Origin of the sequence: Aquabacterium sp. (assembly GCF_030652515.1) — a bacterium.
GTDB lineage: Bacteria > Pseudomonadota > Gammaproteobacteria > Burkholderiales > Burkholderiaceae_C > Aquabacterium.
In genome coordinates, this window is the sequence record NZ_JAUSAR010000125.1 from 1 (window position 1) to 22,772 (window position 22,772).

Genomic DNA, 22,772 nt, shown 5'->3' on the forward strand with positions numbered 1-22,772 from the left:
TCAAACAACCACGGCCGGTCAGATGTTGATGCGTGCTGCGCACGCCCACCTCGGCATTCCGCTTCTCAGCACCAAGCCAGGCGCCCCGCCGGAGACCGCCCCAGCCCTTTGATCGCCCCGCTGGTGGCCTGCCACCACAGCAACCGTGCCACGCCACCAGCGGGGCGATCAGGGATGAGTCGGAGGCGGGCGAGGCGACTTCGGGGGCGGCGAGGCGCGCAGGCCGCGGCGGGTTGCCCCTCGCGCAGCGAGGGGTCGGCGAGGACTGTTTGAGCTGGCCGCAGGCCAGCGAGTTCCGCAGCCGCCCGCCGTGGCCGAGCACCGAGCGCAGTCCGCCGCTACGCGGTGGACCGCCACCATAGAAGCCCTGCCCGCCTCCGACTCATCCCCGCCCCGCGCCGCCCAGACAAAGCAAACCGTCCAACCCACCACGCACCCTTTCCCACACAAAGAACTGCCCGACACGCAGCACTGAACGATCCCCGATTCAAGGGGCCAGCCCGCAATCCAAGGGAATGCACCGCCCATGCCAGCCGCAACCGACCTCAAGAATCGAAGCGCATTGTGGAGTGTTGATTCATGTTGTCTCGTCGTCGTTTCCTGGGCCAATCGGCCCTGCAGGCCGCCAGTGTGCTGGGCCTGTCCGGTTTCTCACTGAATGGCCAGGCAGCGTCCAGCCGCGTGTTCAACGAATCGCTGGCCCAACCACGCGCGGCGCTGGGCAGCCTGGGCCGCGTGCCCGCCATCGTCATCGGCACGGGCTATGGCGGCGCGGTCACCGCCTTGCGCCTGGCCGAAGCCGGTGTGCCCGTGGTCATGCTGGAGATGGGCCAGTTGTGGACCCAGCCCGCCAGCGATGGCCGCATCTTCACCAAAACCTTGTCGCCCGATGGCCGCTCCATGTGGTTCAAGGACCGCACCGAAGCGCCACTCAAGACCTTCCTCGGTTTGGACGTGATCAACCGCAAGATCCCGCGCTATGCCGGCGTGCTGGACCGGGTCAACTACGACGAGATGTCGGTCTACGTGGGCCGGGGAGTGGGCGGTGGCTCGTTGGTCAATGGGGCCATGGCCGTGACGCCGCCACGCGGCTACTTCGAACAGATGATGCCCGAGGTCAACGCCGCCGAGATGTACGCCACGTACTTCCCACGCGCCAACGGCCTGCTCGGCGTCAACCACGTCGATCCAGACTGGTTCGAGAAGGCCGACTGCTACCGCTTCGCCCGCGTCTCGCGCAACCAGGCGCATCAATCGGGTTTGAAGACCGTGTTCGTGCCCAGCGTGTATGACTTCAAATACATGGAGGCCGAACAGGCCAAGAATGTGCCCCGCTCTGCCCTGGCGCAAGAGGTGATCTACGGCAACAACGCGGGCAAGCTCAGCCTGGACAAGACCTACCTGGCCGATGCCGTGGGCACCGGCCGCGTCACCATCTACACGCTGCAACAGGTGCGCCGCATCGAACAGCAGGCCAACGGCGACTACCTGCTGAGCGTGCGTGCCATCGATGCCCACGGCAATGTACTGGCCGACGTGCAGGTGTCATGCGGCCACCTCTTCCTGGGCGCAGGCAGCCTGGGCACGACCGAGCTGCTGGTGCGTGCTCGCGAGACCGGCACCCTGCCCCGCCTGAACAGCGCAGTGGGCGAAGGCTGGGGCCACAACGGCAATGTGATGGCCGCGCGTGCCAACCACCTCTGGAACACCACCGGAGCGATCCAGTCGACCATGCCCGCCATGGGCATCAACGATTGGGACAACCCGCTCAACCCGGTGTTCGCCGAGATCACGCCTTTGCCCACGGGCTTCGAGAACTGGGTGAGCATGTACCTGGCCATCACGCGCAACCCCGAGCGTGGCCGCTTTGAATACGATACCGCCACGGACTCGGCCAAGCTGCGCTGGACGCGCGCGCAAAACGCCACCACGGTCAACGCGGCCAAGACCTTGTTAGATCGCATCAACCGCAAGCAAGGCACGATTTACCGCACCGATTTGTTCGGCGGCGGCAAGGTCTTCGCCGATGACTTTTGCTACCACCCGCTGGGCGGCTGCGTGCTGGGCAAGGCCACCGACCACATCGGCCGGGTCAAGGGTTACGATCGCCTGTACGTGACCGACAGCGCCTTGATCCCAGGCTCCATCGGCGTCAACCCTTTCGTCACCATCACGGCCTTGGCAGAACGCAACATCGAACGCGTCATCGCGCAAGACCTGCGTTGATGGCGCGCGCCATCTGCTTCACGCGGGTGTCCATCTGCTCGGCAGGCAGGTTGGCATAGCCCATGACCAGGCCGTTGAGGGGCGCGCCACCCGTGCCATAGGCTGACAAAGGCCGAGGGCTGAGCCCTCTGGCCATGGCCGCTGCAGCAGCCTGGGCATCGGGGATGTCGGCCGACAGGGTCAAGGCCAGGTGCAGGCCGCAGGCCCCGCCCAGCACATCACCGGGCCAGGGCCAATGCCGGGCCAAGGCCTCGCGCAAAGCCGCCTGGCGCTCGGCGTACAACTGCCGCATCTTGCGCAGGTGCTGGGTGAAGTGCCCCTCGTTGATGAAGGCCGCCAAGGCAGCCTGCTCGGCCGGCTGGCCACGCCGCACCAGTTCACCCAACACGCCTTGCCATTGGTCCACCGTGGCCTCTGGCACCACGATGAAGCCCAGGCGCAAAGCCGGGAACATCGACTTGCTGAAAGTGCCCAGGTAGACCACCGGTGCATTGGGCACCAGGCCTTGCATGGCGGCCAGAGGCGGACCATCGTGCCGAAACTCGCTGTCGTAATCGTCTTCCAGGATCCAGGCCCCCGTGGCCTGGGCTTGCTTGATCAAAGCCAGACGGCGCGCCAATGACAGCACCGACCCCAAAGGGTATTGGTGCGATGGCGTGGTGTAGATCAACCGTGGCGGCTGGTGGCGCCACAAGGCAGCGGTGGGCGCCAGCCCGTGTTCATCCACCGGCACGGGCACCACGCGCAGTCCGGCCGCCTGGCAGGCCACGCGCGCGCCACCATAGCCCGGGTGCTCGAGCCAGGCGCGCTGTCCGACATCGGCCAGGGCGTGCGCGCACAGGCTCAAACTGTCTTGCGTGCCATTGGTCACGAAGACCTGATCAACGCTGCACACCACCCCGCGTGAGGCGCGCACGTGGGTGGCAATCGCCTGCCGCAACTCCAGCTCGCCCATCACAGGTCTGTAGCTGAGGCACGCTGACGATTGGTCGCGCCAGGCATTCCGCACCAGGCGCCGCCAGGTGCGCGAAGGAAAGGCATCCAGCGCAGGGATGCCCGGCATGAACGGCATCAGGTCTTGCTCGGCGGTGCGGCGGCGATTGAGGGCCTGCACACGGTTGGCCATGGCTGGCGCGACCATCTGTGCGTGGTGGGTCGGCTCGGCGCTGACCACCTGGCGGTTGGGCAAGGCCGCCACCACCGTGCCTTGCCGACTGGCTTGCACATAGCCTTCTGCGGCCAGTTGATCATAGGCATGGATGACGCTGTTGCGCGCCACGCCCAGCTCACGCGCCAGCACCCGGCTGGCTGGCAAAGCGCTGCCAGCCAGCAATCGACCATCCAGGATGGCCTGGCGCAGCAGGTCGTACAGATGGCGCTGCATGGGGACGGCGCGCTTCCTGGCGCGCAGCAAACGGCGGTCCAGCAACAAGGTCAGATCGGTCATGCGGTGAACACTCTGGAAATAAAACGTGGTTCTATCATTTTGCAATCAGTTGGTTCTTTTCATAGATCCATGTTTTGCCTATCGTTCAGGCTCATTCACACACCAGGAGCCAACGCACCATGAACACCGCCGCCCAAGCCCCCAGTGAACGCAGCCGCGTCCGCCGCACCGAGGACCGGGGCCACTACGACCGCGCCACCATCCACGCCATCGTCGACGCCGCCTACCTGTGCCACGTGGCGTTCGTGGACGAACGCGGGCCGCTCTGCCTGCCCACGGCGGTCTGGCGGGTGGGCGACCATGTGCTGATCCATGGCTCCAACGGCAGCAAGATGATGAAGTCACTGGCCCAGGGCACGCCGGCCTGCCTGGCGATCACGCACCTGGATGGCCTGGTGATGGCGCGCTCGGCGTTTTCGCACTCCATGAACTTCAGGTCGGTGGTGGTGCATGGGGCGTTCGAGCCCGTGCCGGACGGCGAGAAAACCGAGGTGATGCACCGCCTGATGGACCACCTCGCCCCCGGTCGCCGCGATGAAGCGCGGGCGCCCGACCGCAACGAGCTGGCGGCCACCACGGTGCTGCGCATGCCCTTGTTCGAGGCCGCCGCCAAGATCAGGGCGTGGGGTCCGAAGGACAAGGAGGAGGACATGAACTGGCCGGTGTGGGCGGGGGTGTTGCCCCTCCACCAAGGCCGACTTGCGCCGGTGGCCGAGCCTGGTTGTCCGGCCAACACACCGGCCTACGTGCGCCAGTGGGCCAGCGCCTGACGCATCAGGCGCCCACCAGCAACAGCATGGCCGCCGCCGCGCTCACGCCAACGGCCATGCCCACCGCATAACCCTTGATCACCGGCGCGCCCATGGCCTGGCCGCCGGTGATCCAGGCCATCGCGCCTTTGGACACCATGTTGGCCAGCGTGGCCAGGCAGATCGCGGCAATCGCCGTGACCAAAGGCAAACCGCCGTCACCATGCAGGCGGGCCAGGGAGATCACGATGGCATCGACATCGGCCAAGCCGGACAGCGACGCGAGCGCGTAGACACCACCACTGCCCAGCCACTGCATGGCGGCGGGCGCCAGGACCGCCATGGCAGCCAGGTAAGCGCCAAAGCCCAAAGCCGTTCCCAGGTCAAACGTGGACATCATGGGCTCAATGGGTTGATCACCCGTTGCCTTGGACAGCTGGCGCCAGTGCCACAAGCCCAGGACCAGCAAGGTGCCCCCCGTCAGGACCAGCGGCACGCCCATGGCGGCCAACAGCGCTGGCTGGACCAGCGCCACCAGCACGGCCATGCGAAAGAACATCACCCCGCACGCCGCCAAGGCACCAGACACCGCCACCCCCGCCAACGCGGGGTTGAGCCGCGCGTAGCGTGACAAGGCCAAGGTGGTGGCCGTGGACGATGCCAGCCCGCCCAGAACGCCGGTCCACAACATGCCTCGCCGCGGGCCCGTGACGCGCATGGCGAAATGCCCAGCGAGCGACAAACCCGCGATCAACACCACCGCCCACCACAGCTTGTAAGGGTTCAAGGCTTGGTAAGGACCAAACCCGGCATCCGGCAGATTGGGCAGGATGACCACCGACAGCACCATCAACTGCAGGCCCGCCGTCAATTCGCGGTGCTCGATCAGGCGCAGCCAGCGGTGCAAGGTCGGCTTGAGGTTCAGCAACACGGCAACGACCACGGCACACGCCAATGCCAGGGCAACGGCCCCCCGTGCGGCCATGGCACCCAGGGCGATCGTCAGCAACATGGCCAGGGCGGTGGTGATGCTCAGGTCGCCCGACGAGGCCGAGGCCTGCCGGTAGGACACCGCCAACAGAATCGACACCCCGATGATGCCGGCCAGCAGGGGCCACGCGCCGAACTCGGCGGACAAGCTGGCCAGCAATCCCCCGAACAGGCCCGCCAGGGCAAAGGTTCGCAAACCTGCCACCCGCCCACCGTCGGTCAGCTCGCGGTCACGCCAGCCGCGCTCCAGGCCGATCACCAGCCCCGCGGCCAGAGCCCCGACCAGATTCAGCGCAGTGGGCAGGCTGGCCAGGGCGATGGACGACGCGGAGGTGCTCATGGCAAGCCGATCGTCAGCCTGGAAGCCTCGATCTGAGGTGCCCAGGCCCAATCGGCCAGCAGCGGCCCTTGCAACCTTTGCCGCAAGGTGTCCACATTGGCATCCTGCCCGATCATGCTCGGGTCGATGCGGTTGGCCACCCAACCAGCGAGGGTGAGCCCACGCGCCAGGATGGCCTCTTGCGTCAGCAAAGCATGGTTCAGGCAACCCAGGCGCACGCCCACCACCAGGATCACCGGCAAGCGCAACAGCACGGCCAGGTCTGCGCTGGTGGCCGATTGGCCTTGGGCCTCCTGCAAGGGCACGATGAAGCCCCCTGCCCCTTCCACCACCACCGCCTCGGCCTGCTGCCGCAGGGCATGAAAGCAAGCCGCGATGTGCTCGATGTCGATGCCCACGCCTTCTTCACGCGCCGCGATGTGCGGCGATGCCGCCTGATGCAGCAGATAGGGGTTGTCGTACAGCGCAGGCACCTGGACGGTCGATGCAGCACGCAGTGCCAGCACGTCCTCGTTGGCCCACTCGCCATGGATCAGCTCGGTTCCCGCGGCCACGGGCTTCATCCCGATCACGCGCGCATGACGTTGCCGCAAGGCATGCAACAAGGCACAGGAGACGCGGGTCTTGCCCACGCCCGTGTCGGTGCCGGTGACGAAAAACGCCGTCATGCCAGACGCTCCCCATGGCCTGAAGACAAGACGGCATCGCCTGACAAGGCCTGGTCCAGCGTGCGCAAGGTGCCCTCCACCAGATGCTGCATGTCGGCCTCGCTCAGCACATAAGGCGGCATGAAATACAGCGAGTTGCCAATGGGGCGCAACAGCAGGCCCTCGTTCAGCGCCAGGCGGTGAAAACGCGCTGCGAACGTGGCATCTGCCGTGTCGATGTCCCACGCCCAGATCATGCCGAGGTGGCGATGCGCCTTCACGCGCGGGTGCCGCGTCAAAGGCTCGGCCAGGGCCGACAAGCGGGCCGACAGCGCACGGTTGCGCACCAGCACGTCGTCGCGCTCAAAGGTGTCCAGCACGGCCAGAGCCGCGCGGCAAGCCAGTGCGTTGCCTGTGTAGGAATGCGAGTGCAGAAAGCCATGTGCTGTGCGATCGTCCCAGAAGGCGGCGTAGACCTCGTCCGTGGTCAGCACCACCGACAAAGGCAGCACGCCGCCCGTGAGGCCCTTGCTCAGGCAAATGAAGTCAGGGCGGATGGGCAAGCCATCAGCGCCCAAGGCCTGCTGGTGCGCGAACATGGTGCCGGTGCGCCCAAAGCCCACGGCGATTTCGTCACAGATCAAATGCACCTGGTGCTGGTCGCACAGGGCACGCGCTGCGCTCAGGTAGCTGGGCGAATACATGCCCATGCCCGCCGCGCCTTGAACCAAAGGCTCCAGAATCAAGGCGGCGATCGATGCGTGGTGTTCAGCCAGATGATCGGCCAAGGCTTGCACGCAAGTGGCGGTGTGCTGCGCCTGGCTCACGCCTGGCACCGCATGGCGCACATCGGGCGAGGGCAAGGTGGCGCTCAAGCGCAACAGCGGCGCGTAGGCTTCGCGGAACAAGGGGATGTCGGTGACAGACAAGGCCCCGGCGGTCTCACCGTGGTAGCCCCCCTGCAAGCCAATGAAGCGGTGCTTGCCCGGCAGCCCACGGTTGCGCCAACTGTGCGCGCTCATCTTGAGGGCGATCTCGGTGGCGCTGGCACCATCGCTGGCATAAAAGGCATGGCCCAGGCCGGTCAGCGCACCCAGTCGTTCAGACAGCGCCACCACGGGTTCATGGGTGAGGCCCGCCAGCATGGTGTGGTCCAGCTTGCCCAATTGGTCGGTGATCGCCTCGGTGATCGGTGCAAAGCCGTGGCCGAACAGATTGACCCACCAGGAACTGACCGCATCGAGGATGCGATGGCCTTGCTCGTCGATCAACCAGGGGCCCTCGCCACGCACGATGGCGCGCGGGGGAAACTCGTCCAGCGCCTTCATCTGCGTACAAGGGTGCCACACGGCCTGGCGACTGCGTTCGGCCAGGCTACGGGCCGTCAGTGGCGGCTTGGCCACTTCAGGCCTGCGGCCGGTAAACGCAACGGTCACCCGCCGCCCGCGACACGCTCACGGCACTCACCTGCGGGATGCGTGCACTCATCTGGTCGAAGATGAACACGCACAGGTTCTCGAGTGTGGGCGTGCCCAGGCCCGCCACCTCGTCCAGAAAGTGATGATCAAGCTGGCTGCGCACCTCGGCCAAGGCCGCGCGCAACACGGCCAGGTCCACCACCATGCCGGTGTCCGGCTGACGGGGCCCACGCACCGCCACCTCGGCGGTGTAGGTGTGCCCGTGGATGCGGCGGCTGCTCGCCGCCTCTTCAGGCGACACGTGGCGCTTGAGGGTGTGGGCGGCATCAAAGGTGAAGGTCTGGCTCAGTTCAAACATGCGATTCGTACCGATCAACGGATGCCCAAGGTCTTGTGGGTCTGCACGCTGAGCATCCAGCGCGGGTTGTCCAGGCACCATTGCACTGCCCATTGCATGGCGTCACGGCGGGCAACCGGTTGTGCGCTGTCCATGGCCTGCACACGGCGCTGCTCAAAATCCAGGGCTTCCATGGCTTTCAGGTCCGCCGTGCTGAACCCACTCTGGGGCACGACCACTTTAAGCTCGTGCCCGCTTTTTTGCACCAAGGTCGATCCCGCCTTGGGGCTCACGCAGATCCAGTCCAGGCCCGCTGGCGCGGCGATCGTGCCATTGGTCTCGACAGCGATCATGAAGCCTTGTGCGTGAAGCGCGTCGATCAACTCGGGATCAACCTGCAGCAATGGTTCACCGCCGGTCAGCACCACGAAGCGGCGGTCATCGGCCGCTTCGGGGCCAGCGGGCCAGAACGAGGCGATGCGCTCGGCCAATTGCGCGGCGCTCGCGAACTTGCCGCCGCCCAAGCCGTCGGTGCCCACGAATTCGGTGTCGCAGAACTGGCAAATGGCCTGCGCCCGGTCCGCCTCGCGGCCCGTCCACAGGTTGCAACCGGCAAAGCGGCAGAACACCGCCGGGCGCCCGGCATGCGTGCCCTCGCCCTGCAGGGTGTAGAACATTTCCTTGATGCTGTAGCTCATGGTCTCAACGCAATCCAGTCCACCAGACGGTCAGGCTCGACGCCAGCACCAAGGCGGCATACGTGGCCATGGCGCCGTCGCGCCCCAACACAATCAGTCCGGCCACCAACACCAGGGCATTGACCCCGGCCACCCAGGACACCTGGCGTGCAAAACCCGCCGGTTTGAGCGCACGCCACCACACCAGGCGGGCCAAAGCGGGTAAAAGCAAGGCCATGCCCAAGGCGGGCAGGAAAAAATTCACCATGTGGATCAAAGCATCCAGCAAGCTCATTGAACGCCTTCGCAACATCAAAAAACCCTCGATTTTATAATCCCCGGATATGACCGTCCTGACCCTGGGTTTGAACCACACCACCGCCGCTGTCGATTTGCGAGGCCGGTTCGCGTTCGCCGTCGACCAATTGGCCCCGGCGCTCCAGGTTTTGCACACCCGTTTGACCGGGGTGCCGCAGTCTTCGGCCCAACCAGAAGTGGCGCTGCTGTCCACCTGCAACCGCACCGAACTGTATTGCGCCTTGGGCGGCAACTGGGGCGGTCGCGCCAGCCATTTGCAGCACGCCGCCGTCGACTGGCTGGCCAACACCGGGGGCGTGGGCCACGACGAACTGCTGCGCCACACCTACGTGCTGGAAGGTGGCGCCGCCGCCCGCCACGCCTTCCGCGTCGCCAGCGGGCTCGACTCCATGGTGCTGGGCGAACCCCAGATCCTGGGCCAGATGAAGCAGGCCGTGCGCGAGGCCGATGCCGCAGGCACCCTGGGCACCACCCTGCACCAATTGTTCCAGCGCTCCTTCGCCGTGGCCAAGGAAGTGCGCACTTCAACGGAAATCGGCGCCCACTCCATCAGCATGGCCGCCGCCGCCGTGCGCCTGGCCAGCCAATTGTTCGAAGACCTGGGCAAAACCAAGATCCTGTTCGTGGGCGCCGGCGAAATGATCGAACTCACCGCCACGCACTTCGCCGGGCGCACCCCGCGCAGCATGGCCGTGGCCAACCGCACCCTGGAGCGCGGCGAAAAGCTCGCCAACCACCTGGGTGCCCAGGCCTTGCGCCTGGCCGACCTGCCCGATCGCCTGCACGAGTTCGACATCGTGGTCTCGTGCACCGCCAGCTCCTTGCCCATCATCGGCCTGGGCGCCGTCGAACGTGCCCTCAAAGCCCGCAAACGCCGCCCCATCTTCATGGTGGACCTGGCCGTGCCCCGCGACATCGAACCCGAAGTGGCCGAGCTGGACGACGTCTACCTGTACACCGTCGATGACCTGAGCGCCCTGGTGCAAACCGCCAGCGAGAAGCGCCTGGCCGCCGTCACCCAGGCCGAGGCCATCATCGAAACCGGCGTGCAAGGCTTTGTGCACTGGCTGGACCAGCGCACCACCGTGCCCCTGATCCAGGCCCTCAATTCACAGGCCGATGCCTGGCGTGCCGCTGAAATTGCCCGCGCCCGCAAGATGCTCGCCAAAGGCGAGGACATCGAAACCGTGCTCGACACACTTTCAAGAGGATTGACCCAGAAAATGCTGCATGGCGCCATGGCCGAACTGCACAGCGCCGACACCCAGCAACGGCCCCAAGTGGCCGCCTCGCTGGCGCGCCTCTTCTTGCGCGGCGACGTGAGCCCCCTCAAGAAAGACAAGCCGTGAGCGGCGGCCTAGCCCCCTCGCTCGCATCCTCCCTCGAACGCCTGGCACTTCGCCTTCGAGAGCTGGACGCCGCCCTGTCCGACCCGGCGGTCGCCGCTGACAACAAGCGCTACCGTGAGTTGTCACGCGAGCATTCGGAAGTCAGCAGCGTGTGCGACATGGCCCAGCGCCACGCCCAGCGCAGCGACGACCTGGCCACCGCCCGCCAGATGCTGATGGATTCCGCCAACGACGCCGACATGCGCGCCATGGCGCAAGAAGAAATCACCCAGGCCGAAGCCGACATCGCCCGGGTCGAAGCCGAGCTGCAAACCGCCCTGCTGCCCAAAGACCCCGACGACGCCCGCAACGCCTTCGTCGAAATCCGCGCGGGCACCGGAGGCGATGAATCGGCCCTGTTCGCAGGCGACCTGACCCGCATGTACACCCGCCACGCCGAACGCCAGGGCTGGCGCTGCGAAGTGATGTCCGCCAACGAATCCGACCTGGGCGGCTACAAGGAAATCGTCTTGCGCTTCGAGGGCACCGGCGTCTACGGCCAGCTCAAGTTCGAATCCGGCGGCCACCGCGTGCAGCGCGTGCCCGCCACCGAAACCCAAGGCCGCATCCACACCAGCGCCTGCACCGTGGCCGTGTTGCCCGAGCCCGACGAAGCCGAAGAGATCACCATCAACCCGGCGGACCTGCGCATCGACACCTACCGCGCCAGCGGCGCCGGCGGCCAGCACATCAACAAGACCGATTCGGCCGTGCGCGTCACGCACATCCCCACCGGCATCGTCGCCGAGTGCCAGGACGACCGCAGCCAGCACCGCAACAAGGCCAAAGCCCTGGCCGTGCTCAGCGCCCGCATCAACGACCGCGAACGCATTGAGCGCCAGGCCAAGGAAGCCGCCACCCGCAAAGGCCTGGTCGGCACCGGCGACCGCTCCGACCGCATCCGCACCTACAACTTCCCCCAGGGCCGCTTCACCGACCACCGCATCAACCTGACGCTCTACAAACTGCTGGCCATCATGGAAGGCGACCTGGACGACGTCATCGCGGCCCTGATCACCGCCCAAGCCGCCGAGCAACTGGCCGAGCTGGAAGCCGCCACCGGTGTCTGAGCTCCTGCCCACCATCACCGTGGCAGGTGCGCTCCAGCAAGCCCGCCAGCTGGGCGTGGACCGCCTGGATGCGCAGATCCTGCTGAGCACCGTCTTGCAGCGCCCGCGCAGTTGGCTCCTGGCCCACGACCAGGACGCCTTGCCACACGACCACGCCAACCAGTTCATGGCCTGGACTCAGCGCCGCGCCCAAGGCGAGCCCCTGGCCTACCTGCTGGGCGACAAAGAGTTCTACGGCCTGACCTTGCGCGTCAGCCCCGACGTGCTGATCCCCCGGCCCGACACCGAAACCCTGGTTGAATGGGCCCTGGCACTCATCCCCGCCAAGCCAGGCTTCAAGGTGCTGGACCTGGGCACCGGCAGTGGCGCCATCGCCCTGGCATTGCAGCACCAACGCCCCCATGCCCAAATCACCGCTGTGGACGCCAGCCCCGCCGCCCTGGCCATCGCTCAGGCCAACGCCCGGCAATTGGCCTTGCCGGTGGAAAACCTGCAGGGATCGTGGTTCGAACCTGTGGCCACACGCCAGTTCGACCTCATTGTCAGCAACCCACCTTACATTGCCGAAGACGACGAGCATCTGCAGGCATTGGGCTTTGAACCAAAGCAAGCACTCACATCCGGCCTTGACGGCCTGGACGACCTGCGCCTGATCATTTCAAAGGCCCCGCTGCACCTCAAGGCTGGCGGCTGGCTGCTATTGGAGCATGGCCACGACCAGGCCGCCGCCGTGTCTGGCCTGTTGCAGGCCCACGGATTCAGCCAAATCAACACCCGGATCGACCTCGGCGGTAACCCGCGGTGCACCGGCGGGAAGACTTAGCAAATTCACGTCACCTTGTAAATTGGTGGTACGAACGCTAACAACTCTATTCCCAAAAACCAGCCGGGCGGCGTAGCATCAAATCGTTCTTCAGGAGCTTTTGATGTTCCGCCTAACCGCCCCGCCCCGCCTTTTTCGCTGCCTTTTCACCGCCTGCACTTTGGCAGCTTCGGTTGCGCACGCGCAAATGGTGCCCCAGCCGCAGCATCTGCTGCGCTCGGCCACGGCGGTTGATCAAGGCAAGGGCCTGAGCTTGAACGGACAGCAGTTCTGGCCCCACTGGGAAGGCCGCATTGGCGTCGTCATGGACCGCGCCTACGACCCCCTCAAAGACTCTTTCGTGCTCGCGCAGCCCGTGCCTTCCAGCGGCCTGAGCCTGCGCAGCGCCCATGTCTTGTCTGATTATTACTTTTCGGGTGGCTTTCGCGCCACGGTCGGCCTGGTGCGTGGCTCGGTCACCCAGTCCTCCTGGTCTGACGGTAACGACGACACCATCGGCAGCGGCCTGAACCTGAGCCTCCAGCGCCTCGACAACCTGAACCTGGGCGACCCCAGAGGCCAGTCCCTCGATGGCGAAAACCGCACCCTGCCGTATGTGGGCGCCGGTTACGCCGCCAGCCTGGGCGCCCCCGGCAGCGAAAGCATGTGGCGTTTCAACGCCGATCTGGGCCTGATTTCGGTCAATTCCAGCAACATTGGCCGCATTTCCCGGGCGCTGCAAGGCGAAGCGGGGCTGGACGAAATCGTGCGCGACCTGCGCCTGCGCCCCGTCATCAAGGTCTCTGTCCGCTACGCGTTCTGAATTTCCCAAGGCCTGATATAAACAGGGCCTTGTTCCCAATTCAGCCAAGCGCAAATTCCCATGAGTGACGTTCAACAACGCATTGACTCCCTGGTCAAAGGCCACCGTGTGGTGCTGTTCATGAAAGGCACCGCCCAGTTCCCGCAATGCGGTTTTTCGGGGCGTGCCATCCAGATCCTCAAAGCCTGCGGTGTCACCGACCTGCAAACCGTCAACGTCCTGGAAGACGACGGCATCCGCCAAGGCATCAAGGACTACACCAACTGGCCCACCATCCCCCAGCTGTACGTGGGCGGTGAGTTCGTCGGTGGCTCCGACATCATGATGGAGATGTACCAGGCTGGCGAACTCCAACAGGTCTTGACCGCAGCCCAGTGAATCCAGCCAGCACACCTCGTCGGCTGATCATTGGCATCACCGGCGCCAGTGGTGCCGTCTATGGCGTGCGCTTGCTGGAGCGTGCCCGCGCTCTGGGTGTGCAAACCCACCTGGTCGCCACCCCCGCCGGCATCCTGAACGTGCACCATGAACTGGGCCTGGACCGGTCCACGCTGGAAGCCCTGGCCGACCAGGCCCACGCCCCCGGCGACATTGGCGCCTGCATTGCCAGCGGCAGTTTCAGCACCGACGCCATGGTCGTGGCCCCCTGCTCCATGAAGACACTGGCCGCCGTGGCCCATGGCCTGGGCGACAACCTGCTGACCCGCGCGGCGGATGTCACCCTGAAAGAGCGCCGTCGCCTGATCCTGATGGTGCGTGAAACGCCCTTCAACCTGGCCCATCTGCGCAACATGACCGCGGTGACCGAAATGGGCGGCATCATTTTTCCGCCTTTGCCCGCCTTCTACCACCGCCCACAAAGCATTGACGAGCTGGTCAATGACACCGTGGAGCGGGTCTTGAGCACCGCGGGCATCGCCTCGGCACAACCCCAGGAGTGGCGCGGCTTGTAACGCGTTGAGGGGTCTTGACCCACCCTCATTTTCCCGCATGATGGGAGTCCATTCATACCAGGAGGACCAACCCATGACCACCCACTTTTCGCGCAGGCATTGGCTGACCACCACAGCTACCATCCTGGGCAGCAGCCCGTTTTGGGCCCATGCTGCCGAGAAATCCGCCGCGCCCCGCTTCGAGTTGCCCGCCCTGCCCTGGGACGCCGCCGCGCTCGATCCCGTGATCTCGGCCAGCACCATCGGGCAGCACCACGGCAAGCACCACGCCGCTTATGTGAACAACCTGAACCGCTTGCTGCCCAGCTCCCCGCTGATGGATGCGAGCAGCCTGGTGGACGTTATCCAGCGCAGTGCCCGCAACGACGCTCAGCGGGCCATTTTCAACAACGCCGCTCAAGTCTGGAACCACACCTTTTACTGGCAAAGCCTGCGGCCCAAAGGCGGCGGCACACCGCCGTCTGAACTGGCCAAACGCATCGACGCCGATTTCGGCTCGCTGGCCGCACTGCGCGAAGCCACTTTGAGCGCCTCCACCGACCAATTCGGCGCGGGCTGGGTCTGGCTGGTGCTGGACAAGACGCAGAAGAAACTCGCCGTCGTCAAAACCGGCAACGCCGACACGCCCTTGACGCAAGAAAACCTGGTGCCCCTGGCCACCATCGACGTGTGGGAACACGCCTACTACCTGGACTACCAGTCACGCCGCAAGGACTATGCCGCCGCGGTGTTCGACAAACTGCTGAACTGGGATTTTGTGGCGGCCAATCTGGCGAAAGCCTGAGCCCGCCCGCTTCTTGCTCGCTCGATCAGGGGCGGAAGGCCACGATCTGTGGCTGCACATCAGGCAGCCTCCACTGGCGCACGGCCGCGAAAACCGCGTTGGGGTATTCCGGTCGGCCCCGGCTGCCGTTGTAGCGGCCCAGGGCCAGGTACAAGTTGCCCCGCTCGCGGTCCAGGTAGTGGCGCAGGATGATGCAGCCAAAACGCAGATTGGTCTGCATGTGGAACAAGCTGGCCGGATCACCCGTGCCGATCAGTCGTGACCAGAACGGCATGATCTGCATGTAGCCCCGCGCGCCCACCGACGAGATCGCGTATTTGCGGAAACCGCTTTCCACCTGGATCAGGCCCAGCACCAGTGAAGGGTCCAGGCCCGCGCGCTTGGATTCGTACCAGACCGTTTGCAAGAACTCGCGGCGCAACTGCTCGTCGGGCTTGCGCTTCTTCAGGCGCAGGCCCGCTGCATCGGCCCAGCGGTCGAACTCGTATTTTTGCGTTTGATCCGCAAACACCAGCATGGGCGGCGCGGATTGGGCCGCAGCGGCCGACAGGGCCGTGCGCACAGCATCAGCCAGCGGCTCTTCGGCTTGGGCACCGGCCCAGGCGGCATGGGCCAGCATCAGCGATGCCACGCTTGCCCAACCCCACCGCATCAGCACCGAACAACCACCTGACTTCATCCCATCACACCTTCACTCGCGCCTTGACCCAGGCCGCCACTTCGGTCACGGCCACTTTGGTCGCTTCCTTGTCCTGACGCCCCTGGTACTCGGCAATGCCATCCTTGAGGCCCTTGTCGCCCAGCACCACGCGGTGCGGCACGCCGATCAGCTCCCAGTCCGCGAACATCGCGCCAGGGCGCTCACCACGGTCGTCCAGGATCACGTCGATGCCCGAGGCCGCCAGGTCATCGTGCAACTGGTCAGCGGCCGCCTTGACATCGGCTGAGCGGTCATAGCCGATCGGGCAGATCACCACGGTGAATGGCGCGATCGAATCGGGCCAGATGATGCCGCGCTCATCGTGCTTTTGCTCGATGGCCGCGCCCAGAATGCGGGTCACGCCGATGCCGTAGCAACCCATCTCGAAATGCTTGGGGCGGCCGTCCTCATCCAGGAACGTGGCGTTCATGGCCTTGGAGTACTTGGTGCCCAGGTAGAACACGTGGCCCACCTCGATGCCGCGCTGGATGGCCAGCACGCCTTTGCCATCTGGGCTCGGGTCGCCTTCGACCACGTTGCGCAGGTCGGCCACCAGGTCAGGCTCGGGCAGGTCACGGCCCCAGTTCACGCCCTTCAGGTGAAAGCCTTCTTCGTTGGCGCCGCACACAAAATCAGCCATGTTGGCCACGGTGCGGTCGGCCACCACCTTGACCGGCTTGGCCAGCTTGACCGGGCCCAGGTAGCCGGGCTTGCAGTCGAAGTGCTCGATGATTTCTTTCTCGGTGGCAAAGCGGTGACCGGCCTTCAAGCCCGTCACCTGCCCGCTCGCATCGGTCAGCTCGATCTTGCCAGCCTTGACTTCGTTCAGCTCATGGTCGCCGCGCACCAGCAGCAACCAGACGGTGGATTGGACGATCTCGCCCGCTTCATTGGTCTCGTCGGTGGCCAGCACCAGTGACTTGACGGTCTGGCTCAGCGGCAAGCCCAGCAAAGCGGCCACATCCGGGCAGGTGCTCTTGCCAGGGGTGGCGATTTTTTCCAATGCCACCGACGCGGCAGCGCGCGACGCGATCAGCGGCACACCTTCGGCCAGCTCGATGTTGGCCGCGTAGTCGCTGCTTGGGCAATACACGATGGCGTCCTCGCCCGTGTCGGCGATGACCTGGAACTCGTGCGAACGATCGCCCCCAATGGCGCCGGTATCGGCGGCCACTGCGCGGTATTGAAGACCGAGTCGGTCGAAGATGCGGCTGTAGGCGGCAAACATGATGTCGTAGCTTTTACCAGCAGAGGCGACATCCCGATCGAAGGAATAAGCGTCCTTCATCGTGAATTCGCGGCCGCGCATCACGCCAAAACGGGGGCGGCGCTCGTCGCGGAACTTGGTCTGCACATGGTAGAAGTTCTTGGGCAACTGGCGGTAACTGCGCAGCTCTTGCCGGGCGATGTCCGTGACAACTTCCTCAGATGTCGGCTGGATGATGAAGTCGCGGCCATGCCGATCCTTCACGCGCAGCAACTCGGGGCCCATCTTGTCGAAGCGGCCCGTCTCTTGCCACAGCTCGGCGGGTTGCACCACCGGCATCAACAGCTCGACCGCACCAGCGCGGGTCATTTCTTCACGGATGATGCCCTCGACCTTGCGGATGGTGCGCAGCCCCATGGGCATGTAGTTGTACAGGCCGGCGCCCAGTTTCTTGATGAACCCGCCGCGCATCATCAGCTTGTGGCTGACGATCTCTGCATCGGCCGGGGCTTCTTTAAGTGTGGAAATGAAGAACTGGGAAGCTTGCATGGGTATGAAAAATGCACCGTTGTGTGAGGACTCGCGCTTGCGTTTCAACCGAGCGATGCAATAATGAAATCAGTTGAAAAATTCGGAGTTGATTATGCTCGACCGTGAAGGCTTTCGCCCCAACGTCGGCATCATCCTGCTCAATCATCGGAACCAGGTTTTTTGGGGCAAGCGCATCCGCACCCATTCCTGGCAGTTTCCGCAAGGCGGCATCAAGCATGGCGAGTCGCCTGAGCAGGCGATGTTTCGCGAGCTCCACGAAGAAGTGGGCTTGCTGCCCGACCATGTCCGCATCGTGGCCCGCACCCGCGATTGGCTGCGCTATGAGGTGCCCAATCACTTCATCCGCAAGGATGCACGCGGCCACTACAAAGGCCAAAAGCAGATCTGGTTCTTGTTGCAGCTCATGGGCCGCGACACGGACATGAACCTGCGCGCCTCAAACCACCCAGAGTTTGACGCCTGGCGTTGGCACGACTACTGGATCCCGCTGGAAACGGTGATCGAGTTCAAGCGTGATGTCTACCAATTGGCCTTGTCCGAATTGGCGCGCTTCCTGCCCAAACCACAAGGGCAGCAACCCAACCGCTACCTGCGGGCCAACATGCGCGGCACCCATCGGCTCGATGACATGCACTCGGACATGCACCCAGACATGGAGGGATCAGAAGGCCCTGACCAAGTGGCCGGGCAGGATGTGACCATCATCGTCAACGGCACGCACCGCTGAACCCAAGCCCCAGACAGGTGCTTGAGCCAGATTGGCCTCAAGCACCCGGGCTCCATCAACCGACTCAGTCGACTTCAGTCTTGCTGGCGCACTCGGCGTCAGACGGGTTCACATCGCAACGGGCACGCTTGACGATGTTCAGGCCGCGCTTGTTGTAGATGCCCTGGTTGGCAATCTCAATGCGGGCTTCGCGGAACATCTGCACATACTTGGGGATGTTTTCGGGAGGCAGGTCAACCCACATGTTGGCAGGCACACCCTTCTCGGCCACCGCGATGAAGTGCAAGGCGCGGTCAAACTGAGTCACCCAATACTGGCGCGACTTCTCGCCAAAGCCCTCAGGGAACTTGGTCTTGTTGAGCACGATCTGCACGGTCGGGATCAGGATGGGCAAGCGGCCAATGCCACCGGTGGTGCCAATGCCCTTGTACAACTCGAAGGGCTTGAAGGCCACCGCCGGCAGGGTCACCATGTCGACCGAACCATTGTTGAACTTGGGGCCGATGTTGGTCACGTCGGCCGACACGGGCTGGGCGCCGATGCGCTGGATCATCACACCCTGCGCTTTATCGTAGTCAAAGGCCGCGATCTTTTTACCGGACAGGGCTTCGACCGAATTGATCTTGCGGTCGCGAACGATGGGGTAGGCCGCGCCCAGGGGGAACAGGCCGCCGACCTCGTAGTTGCCCTCCACCATCAGCTTGGCAGCCTGAGGCAGGCTGAACACCTGGATGACCTTGCGCACCACTTCGTAGCTGGACTTGATGTCGATCTTGCCGTTGCGCACGATGGTGGTGGCGCCAATGCTGTCAAGGGCGCCGGAAATGGCGTTGAACGGACGGGTGCGCAAAGTGGTGGCAATCACGGCATCACATTGGCCTGAACGGAACTCTTCAATCGCCACGCGTTCATCGACGTAGTTTTTGACTTCCATTTCGACGCCGTGCTTTTGCATCGCCACGAGATAGTCCACCGCTGACGACGTCACGTCACCCGACTTGCCTGCCACGTCCCACACGCAGATCTGGGATTTGGCCATCACCGGGGTGGCCACGCAACCTGCCACTGCCAACACTGCAGCAGCCTTCGACCATGATTTCATCTTCATCTGAGTCCTTTGATTTCCTGACATTGATGTCTCCACTCTTTGTGGACATTCGCACCACCAAATGGTTCCGCCATTGTTCTTCAATAACAGCGAGGCCCTGATTCAACGCGGAATTGACGCTCAACACAGACAGGGGGAACCCCTAGCCCCAACTTAATGGGGGATTGTTCAGACCAGGACCAGGTTGTCGCGGTGAATCATTTCGGGTTCGCCGGTGAAGCCCAGCAGGGCCTCGAATTCGCTGGAAGGCTTGCGCGCGATGCGGCGGGCCTCGCTGCTGGCATAGTTGGCCAGGCCGCGCGCAACATCCTGACCCTTGGCATTTCGGACGGCAATGACGTCCCCACGGTGGAACTCACCCACCACTTCGGTCATGCCAATGGGCAGCAGGCTCTTGCCTTCATCGCGCAGTTTGACCACGGCGCCATCGTCGATGACCACAGCACCACGCAGTTGCAGGTGGTCGGCCAACCATTGCTTGCGCGCAGCGACTTTGGCCGTGGTGGCCACAAACAGCGTGCCGATGGATTCACCTTGCGACAAGCGCACCAGCACATCGGTCTCACGCCCCCAGGCCACCACCGTGTTCGCACCACTGCCCGCCGCGCGCTTGGCGGCCAGCACCTTGGTGATCATGCCGCCGCGCCCAATGCTGGAACCAGCACCACCGGCCATCTGCTCCAACGCCGGGTCGCCCGCCGTGGCCACGTCGATGAAACGCGCGTTGGCATCCTTGCGCGGATCGGCGCTGTACAGGCCCTTCTGGTCGGTCAGGATGACCAGGGCGTCAGCCTCGACCAGGTTGGCCACCAGGGCGCCCAGGGTGTCGTTGTCGCCGAACTTGCGTTCGTCGGTCACGACGGTATCGTTCTCGTTGATGACGGGAACAACCTTGTGCGACAGCAGGGTCAGCAAGGTGGAGCGGGCATTGAGGTAGCGCTCGCGGTCGGCCAGGTCAGCGTGCGTGAGCAGCACTTGCGCACTGCCCAGGCCATGCTCGCTGAGCTTGGTCTCGTACATCTGGGCCAGGCCCATCTGGCCGACGGCAGCGGCGGCCTGCAGTTCGTGCAACTCTTTAGGGCGGGTGGCCCAGCCCAGGCGCTTCATGCCCTCGGCGATGGCACCGCTGGACACCATGATGACCTCGCGCCCGTCTTGCGCCAGGGCGGCCAACTGGCGGCACCAGGTGCCGATGGCTTCGGCGTCAATGCCCCGGCCTTCGTTGGTCACCAGGCTGGAGCCCACCTTGACCACGATGCGGCGGGCGTTTTTCAGGACGTCATTCATGGTTCAAGGCGCGATGAGATGAAGCTGGATCAGCGGAAACGGGGGTCGTCAACGTCGGGCACGTAGGCTTCGGGGGCCTCGGCGGCTTTCTTGGCGGCGGCCTTTTTGGCTGGCGCCTTCTTGGCCACCACTTTTTTAGCCGCAGCTTTTTTGGCTGCCGCTTTCTTGGCGGGCGCGGCTTTTTCAGCAGCGCCCTTTTTCGCCGCTGCTTTCTTGGCCGTGGCCTTCTTGGCTGGCGCCTTCTTCACGGGCACCAAGGACTCCAGATCGGGCAAGTCCATGGCCTCGTGGGCAGCAGGCGCGGGAACCAGCGGCGCATCCTCTTCGGTGAAGTCGAAACGGATGTCGCGGTCTTCGTGGTGCTCTTGCAGGCTGGCCACGAACTCGTAGATCTTCAAGGCCAGGTGCTCGCAACCCTCGTGGCTCAAGGCCGAGATCTCGAAGACCGGGCCCTTCCATTTGTAGCGCTTGACGAAGTCGGCCACGCGCTGGGCTCGCTCTTCGGGCGGCACCACGTCCAGCTTGTTGAGCACCATCCAGCGCGGCTTGTCGGCCAGCGCCTTGTCGTACTTCTTCAACTCGTTGACGATGGCCTTGGCCTGTTTGACCGGGTCCACCTCATCATCAAAGGGAGCCATGTCCACCACGTGCAGCAGCACGCGCGTGCGCTGCAAATGGCGCAGGAACAGGTGGCCCAGGCCAGCGCCTTCGGACGCCCCTTCGATCAGGCCAGGGATGTCGGCCATGACGAAGCTCTTTTCGGGGCCCACGCGCACGACGCCCAGGTTGGGGTGCAGCGTGGTGAAGGGGTAGTCGGCGATCTTGGGGCGGGCGTTGGACACCGCCGTGATCAGCGTGGACTTGCCCGCGTTGGGCATGCCCAGCAGGCCAACGTCGGCCAGCACGCGCAGCTCCAGCTTGACCTTCAGGCCCTCGCCAGGCCAGCCGGGCGTCTTCTTTTTAGGCGCGCGGTTGGTGGCGGTTTTGAAGCGCAGGTTGCCAAAGCCGCCATCACCGCCCTTGCACAGCAGGTAGATCTCGCCGTGCTCGATCATCTCCTTGATGACCTCGCCGGTTTCGAAGTTGCGGATGATGGTGCCCACGGGCATGCGCAGGGTGATGTCGGGGCCAGCGGCGCCGAAGCAGTCCGCGCCACGGCCTTGTTCGCCGTTGCGGGCGAAGTGCTTGCGGGCGTAGCGGTAATCGATCAGCGTGTTGATGTTGCGGTCGGCCTGCACGTAGATGTGCCCGCCACGCCCGCCATCGCCGCCATCGGGGCCACCAAAGGGGATGAACTTCTCACGACGAAAACTCGCGGCACCGCTGCCGCCATCGCCTGCGGCCACTTCAATCGTGGCTTCATCGACAAATCTCATGGGGCGGGTGTCCTTGTGTGTGCCGTCGCGACCGGTTCAAACCCGGTGATTATCGACATGGTTGCCAGCCGCCTTGGCCGCTGGCGAGAAAAACGCAAAAGCCCCGGCGAGCCGGGGCCTTTTTTTGAAAGCCAATCAGCAGCAGGCCCTTGAGGGCCCAACCGCTGAAGTGACGATCAGACCGGGGTCACGACCACCGTCTTGCGGTTCAAAGAACCCTTGACGGTGAAAGACACGGTGCCGTCGACCAGTGCGAACAGGGTGTGATCGCGGCCCATGCCGACGTTGGTACCTGCATGGAAGCGGGTGCCACGTTGGCGGACAATGATCGAACCTGCCGACACGAGCTGGCTACCGAAAGCCTTGACGCCGAGCATTTTTGGTTGGGAGTCGCGGCCGTTCCGCGTGGAACCGCCGCCTTTTTTCTGTGCCATGGATCTGCTCCTTGGTGGTTAAGCGTTCACGGAGCTGATTTGCAGCTCAGTGTAGTTCTGACGATGGCCTTGGCGCTTTTGATAGTGCTTACGACGACGCATCTTGAAGATGCGCACTTTGTCGTGACGGCCTTGCGAGAGAACAGTTGCTTTGACGGTTGCGCCAGCCACCAAGGGCGTGCCGATCTTCATTTCAGCGCCGATTCCGACTGCCAAAACTTGGTCGATCACGATCTCTTGGCCAACGTCCGCAGTAATCTGTTCTACTTTGATCTTTTCGCCAGCAGCAACTTTGTATTGCTTGCCGCCGGTTTTTATGACCGCGTACATAGGGAGACCTTTCAAATATCTGATGCCCGCTTGTCAAACAGCATCTCAAACAGGGTCGCGGCGATCAGATCAGGAAAAATCC

General features: G+C 64.3%; 23 protein-coding genes and 1 pseudogene. 10 read left to right on the plus strand and 14 right to left on the minus strand.

The window, feature by feature from the left end; genetic code table 11:
* Positions 1-579: 579 nt before the first annotated feature.
* Entirely contained in the window at positions 580-2,226 is a 1,647-nt protein-coding gene (locus Q7V20_RS15300; protein WP_304792905.1) for a GMC oxidoreductase, read from the plus strand.
* On the opposite strand, the gene Q7V20_RS15305 is transcribed toward Q7V20_RS15300, so the two are convergent.
* Positions 2,204-3,673, minus strand: coding sequence for a PLP-dependent aminotransferase family protein (locus Q7V20_RS15305; protein ID WP_304792908.1), 1,470 nt, complete (start codon positions 3,671-3,673; stop codon positions 2,204-2,206). The two genes, Q7V20_RS15300 and Q7V20_RS15305, sit on opposite strands and share 23 nt — an antisense overlap.
* A gap of 119 nt (positions 3,674-3,792) precedes the next feature.
* Here Q7V20_RS15305 and Q7V20_RS15310 point away from each other — a divergent pair, with 119 nt between their 5' ends.
* Positions 3,793-4,443 (plus strand): pyridoxamine 5'-phosphate oxidase family protein, encoded by a 651-nt coding sequence (locus Q7V20_RS15310; protein WP_304792911.1) that lies wholly within the window; start codon positions 3,793-3,795, stop codon positions 4,441-4,443.
* 4 nt (positions 4,444-4,447) lie between these two features.
* Here the strand turns inward: Q7V20_RS15310 and Q7V20_RS15315 are convergent, their stop codons facing one another.
* From Q7V20_RS15315 to Q7V20_RS15340, 6 genes are all read right to left on the minus strand, one after another.
* A complete protein-coding gene (locus Q7V20_RS15315; RefSeq protein ID WP_304792914.1) occupies positions 4,448-5,752 on the minus strand; it encodes an MgtC/SapB family protein in 1,305 nt (434 codons plus the stop codon).
* A complete protein-coding gene (bioD, locus tag Q7V20_RS15320) occupies positions 5,749-6,420 on the minus strand; it encodes a dethiobiotin synthase (protein WP_304792917.1) in 672 nt (223 codons plus the stop codon). Before bioD ends, Q7V20_RS15315 begins: the two co-directional genes overlap by 4 nt.
* The gene (gene bioA, locus Q7V20_RS15325) at positions 6,417-7,727 is read right to left on the minus strand and encodes an adenosylmethionine--8-amino-7-oxononanoate transaminase (RefSeq protein ID WP_304792963.1); all 1,311 of its coding nucleotides are present in this window, start codon (positions 7,725-7,727) and stop codon (positions 6,417-6,419) included. The genes bioD and bioA overlap by 4 nt, the downstream gene beginning before the upstream one ends.
* A 76-nt stretch (positions 7,728-7,803) precedes the next feature.
* Positions 7,804-8,175, minus strand: coding sequence for a 6-carboxytetrahydropterin synthase (locus tag Q7V20_RS15330; RefSeq protein ID WP_304792920.1), 372 nt, complete (start codon positions 8,173-8,175; stop codon positions 7,804-7,806).
* 14 nt (positions 8,176-8,189) lie between these two features.
* Entirely contained in the window at positions 8,190-8,852 is a 663-nt protein-coding gene (gene queE, locus Q7V20_RS15335; RefSeq protein ID WP_304792923.1) for a 7-carboxy-7-deazaguanine synthase, read from the minus strand.
* 4 nt (positions 8,853-8,856) lie between these two features.
* Complete coding sequence (locus Q7V20_RS15340) at positions 8,857-9,126, minus strand: hypothetical protein (protein WP_304792925.1); 270 nt, start codon at positions 9,124-9,126, stop codon at positions 8,857-8,859.
* 49 nt (positions 9,127-9,175) lie between these two features.
* Between Q7V20_RS15340 and hemA the strand changes: the two genes are divergently transcribed.
* The 7 genes from hemA (at position 9,176) to Q7V20_RS15375 (ending at position 14,969) form a co-directional block, all read left to right on the plus strand.
* On the plus strand, positions 9,176-10,498 hold the full coding sequence (gene hemA, locus Q7V20_RS15345) for a glutamyl-tRNA reductase (protein WP_304792927.1): 1,323 nt from the start codon (positions 9,176-9,178) through the stop codon (positions 10,496-10,498).
* Positions 10,495-11,607: a peptide chain release factor 1 gene (gene prfA / locus Q7V20_RS15350; RefSeq protein ID WP_304792930.1), complete on the plus strand. Its 1,113-nt coding sequence runs from the start codon at positions 10,495-10,497 to the stop codon at positions 11,605-11,607. Before hemA ends, prfA begins: the two co-directional genes overlap by 4 nt.
* Positions 11,600-12,430, plus strand: coding sequence for a peptide chain release factor N(5)-glutamine methyltransferase (prmC, locus tag Q7V20_RS15355; RefSeq protein ID WP_304792933.1), 831 nt, complete (start codon positions 11,600-11,602; stop codon positions 12,428-12,430). Before prfA ends, prmC begins: the two co-directional genes overlap by 8 nt.
* A gap of 103 nt (positions 12,431-12,533) precedes the next feature.
* Positions 12,534-13,232, plus strand: a complete 699-nt coding sequence (locus tag Q7V20_RS15360) for a hypothetical protein (protein ID WP_304792936.1) — start codon at positions 12,534-12,536, stop codon at positions 13,230-13,232.
* A gap of 60 nt (positions 13,233-13,292) precedes the next feature.
* Complete coding sequence (gene grxD / locus Q7V20_RS15365; protein WP_304792938.1) at positions 13,293-13,610, plus strand: Grx4 family monothiol glutaredoxin; 318 nt, start codon at positions 13,293-13,295, stop codon at positions 13,608-13,610.
* A complete protein-coding gene (locus Q7V20_RS15370; protein WP_304792941.1) occupies positions 13,607-14,185 on the plus strand; it encodes a UbiX family flavin prenyltransferase in 579 nt (192 codons plus the stop codon). Before grxD ends, Q7V20_RS15370 begins: the two co-directional genes overlap by 4 nt.
* Positions 14,186-14,258: 73 nt before the next feature.
* Positions 14,259-14,969, plus strand: a complete 711-nt coding sequence (locus Q7V20_RS15375; RefSeq protein WP_304792944.1) for a superoxide dismutase — start codon at positions 14,259-14,261, stop codon at positions 14,967-14,969.
* Between the two features lie 25 nt (positions 14,970-14,994).
* Here Q7V20_RS15375 and Q7V20_RS15380 read toward each other — a convergent pair whose 3' ends face one another.
* Positions 14,995-15,621 (minus strand): lytic transglycosylase domain-containing protein, encoded by a 627-nt coding sequence (locus Q7V20_RS15380; protein WP_304792966.1) that lies wholly within the window; start codon positions 15,619-15,621, stop codon positions 14,995-14,997.
* 31 nt (positions 15,622-15,652) lie between these two features.
* Positions 15,653-17,425 carry a proline--tRNA ligase gene (locus Q7V20_RS15385; protein ID WP_304792947.1) on the minus strand — a complete coding sequence of 591 codons (1,773 nt, stop codon included), beginning with the start codon at positions 17,423-17,425 and terminating at the stop codon, positions 15,653-15,655.
* Between the two features lie 94 nt (positions 17,426-17,519).
* Between Q7V20_RS15385 and Q7V20_RS15390 the strand changes: the two genes are divergently transcribed.
* Positions 17,520-18,155 (plus strand): RNA pyrophosphohydrolase, encoded by a 636-nt coding sequence (locus Q7V20_RS15390; RefSeq protein ID WP_304792950.1) that lies wholly within the window; start codon positions 17,520-17,522, stop codon positions 18,153-18,155.
* 64 nt (positions 18,156-18,219) lie between these two features.
* On the opposite strand, the gene Q7V20_RS15395 is transcribed toward Q7V20_RS15390, so the two are convergent.
* From Q7V20_RS15395 to rplU, 5 genes and pseudogenes are all read right to left on the minus strand, one after another.
* The gene (locus tag Q7V20_RS15395) at positions 18,220-19,257 is read right to left on the minus strand and encodes a putative solute-binding protein (protein ID WP_304792953.1); all 1,038 of its coding nucleotides are present in this window, start codon (positions 19,255-19,257) and stop codon (positions 18,220-18,222) included.
* A 174-nt stretch (positions 19,258-19,431) separates the two neighbouring features.
* Positions 19,432-20,550, minus strand: a complete 1,119-nt coding sequence (proB, locus tag Q7V20_RS15400) for a glutamate 5-kinase (RefSeq protein ID WP_304792956.1) — start codon at positions 20,548-20,550, stop codon at positions 19,432-19,434.
* A 266-nt stretch (positions 20,551-20,816) separates the two neighbouring features.
* A pseudogene (gene cgtA, locus Q7V20_RS15405) lies at positions 20,817-21,926 on the minus strand (Obg family GTPase CgtA); the annotation flags it as partial.
* Between the two features lie 176 nt (positions 21,927-22,102).
* Positions 22,103-22,360, minus strand: coding sequence for a 50S ribosomal protein L27 (gene rpmA / locus Q7V20_RS15410; RefSeq protein WP_300544696.1), 258 nt, complete (start codon positions 22,358-22,360; stop codon positions 22,103-22,105).
* Between the two features lie 18 nt (positions 22,361-22,378).
* Positions 22,379-22,690 (minus strand): 50S ribosomal protein L21, encoded by a 312-nt coding sequence (gene rplU, locus Q7V20_RS15415; RefSeq protein WP_230178785.1) that lies wholly within the window; start codon positions 22,688-22,690, stop codon positions 22,379-22,381.
* Between the last annotated feature and the right edge of the window lie 82 nt (positions 22,691-22,772).

What these genes read in the sequence shown, in the direction of transcription:
- Q7V20_RS15310 (WP_304792911.1), top strand. Translation starts at nt 3,793, where the DNA reads ATGAACACCGCCGCCCAAGCCCCCAGTGAACGCAGCCGCGTCCGCCGC.
- Q7V20_RS15315 (WP_304792914.1), bottom strand. Translation starts at nt 5,752, where the DNA reads ATGAGCACCTCCGCGTCGTCCATCGCCCTGGCCAGCCTGCCCACTGCG.
- proB (WP_304792956.1), bottom strand. Translation starts at nt 20,550, where the DNA reads ATGAATGACGTCCTGAAAAACGCCCGCCGCATCGTGGTCAAGGTGGGC.
- Q7V20_RS15385 (WP_304792947.1), bottom strand. Translation starts at nt 17,425, where the DNA reads ATGCAAGCTTCCCAGTTCTTCATTTCCACACTTAAAGAAGCCCCGGCC.
- grxD (WP_304792938.1), top strand. Translation starts at nt 13,293, where the DNA reads ATGAGTGACGTTCAACAACGCATTGACTCCCTGGTCAAAGGCCACCGT.
- Q7V20_RS15360 (WP_304792936.1), top strand. Translation starts at nt 12,534, where the DNA reads ATGTTCCGCCTAACCGCCCCGCCCCGCCTTTTTCGCTGCCTTTTCACC.
- Q7V20_RS15305 (WP_304792908.1), bottom strand. Translation starts at nt 3,673, where the DNA reads ATGACCGATCTGACCTTGTTGCTGGACCGCCGTTTGCTGCGCGCCAGG.
- Q7V20_RS15395 (WP_304792953.1), bottom strand. Translation starts at nt 19,257, where the DNA reads ATGAAATCATGGTCGAAGGCTGCTGCAGTGTTGGCAGTGGCAGGTTGC.
- Q7V20_RS15380 (WP_304792966.1), bottom strand. Translation starts at nt 15,621, where the DNA reads ATGCGGTGGGGTTGGGCAAGCGTGGCATCGCTGATGCTGGCCCATGCC.
- bioD (WP_304792917.1), bottom strand. Translation starts at nt 6,420, where the DNA reads ATGACGGCGTTTTTCGTCACCGGCACCGACACGGGCGTGGGCAAGACC.
- Q7V20_RS15340 (WP_304792925.1), bottom strand. Translation starts at nt 9,126, where the DNA reads ATGAGCTTGCTGGATGCTTTGATCCACATGGTGAATTTTTTCCTGCCC.
- Q7V20_RS15300 (WP_304792905.1), top strand. Translation starts at nt 580, where the DNA reads ATGTTGTCTCGTCGTCGTTTCCTGGGCCAATCGGCCCTGCAGGCCGCC.
- Q7V20_RS15330 (WP_304792920.1), bottom strand. Translation starts at nt 8,175, where the DNA reads ATGTTTGAACTGAGCCAGACCTTCACCTTTGATGCCGCCCACACCCTC.
- rplU (WP_230178785.1), bottom strand. Translation starts at nt 22,690, where the DNA reads ATGTACGCGGTCATAAAAACCGGCGGCAAGCAATACAAAGTTGCTGCT.
- hemA (WP_304792927.1), top strand. Translation starts at nt 9,176, where the DNA reads ATGACCGTCCTGACCCTGGGTTTGAACCACACCACCGCCGCTGTCGAT.
- bioA (WP_304792963.1), bottom strand. Translation starts at nt 7,727, where the DNA reads ATGAAGGCGCTGGACGAGTTTCCCCCGCGCGCCATCGTGCGTGGCGAG.
- Q7V20_RS15390 (WP_304792950.1), top strand. Translation starts at nt 17,520, where the DNA reads ATGCTCGACCGTGAAGGCTTTCGCCCCAACGTCGGCATCATCCTGCTC.
- queE (WP_304792923.1), bottom strand. Translation starts at nt 8,852, where the DNA reads ATGAGCTACAGCATCAAGGAAATGTTCTACACCCTGCAGGGCGAGGGC.
- Q7V20_RS15375 (WP_304792944.1), top strand. Translation starts at nt 14,259, where the DNA reads ATGACCACCCACTTTTCGCGCAGGCATTGGCTGACCACCACAGCTACC.
- rpmA (WP_300544696.1), bottom strand. Translation starts at nt 22,360, where the DNA reads ATGGCACAGAAAAAAGGCGGCGGTTCCACGCGGAACGGCCGCGACTCC.